This window comes from Pseudomonas sp. SIMBA_067 (assembly GCF_046534675.1).
Lineage (GTDB): Bacteria > Pseudomonadota > Gammaproteobacteria > Pseudomonadales > Pseudomonadaceae > Aquipseudomonas > Aquipseudomonas putida.
This window is the reverse complement of the sequence record NZ_JAWRYH010000078.1, coordinates 1-401: the sequence shown is the minus strand read 5'-3', so window position 1 is coordinate 401 and position 401 is coordinate 1. Positions and strand designations below refer to the sequence as shown.

The following is a 401-nucleotide window of genomic DNA, read 5'->3' as shown; positions in this document are numbered from 1 at the left end:
ACCTCTAATTGGTTCACGATCATTTCTAATTTGTGTTTAATACTCGCTGGCCCACCGGTCACACTTAGCCCTAAAAAGCTCTCAACATGTGTACGCTCTTGTTCGCTCCACAAGCCATCCATTGTTTCAACTGGGGGCTTTAACCACAACTCGTCGCCTCTAATTAATGATAGCACTCGCTGTTTTGAAGTGGTTGATAAGTATTGTGCTTCTTCATCTGTATCGGCAGCCACTAAAGGTAATGCCAACATTACATAAGGCTTAGCTAATACATTTGATGGTTTAAATTCTCGTTTATATAAGGCTATTGCATCATGTACAAAACGCGGTGCAAAGTGCCCCGCAAATACATAGGGTAATCCTTTTTGCGCTGCTAACTGGGCACTAAATAAACTTGAGCC

Annotated in this window: 1 pseudogene; it reads right to left on the bottom strand. The window is 42.1% G+C overall.

The window, feature by feature from the left end:
• Positions 1–401: pseudogene (locus SB765_RS28160) on the bottom strand (LLM class flavin-dependent oxidoreductase); the annotation flags it as partial.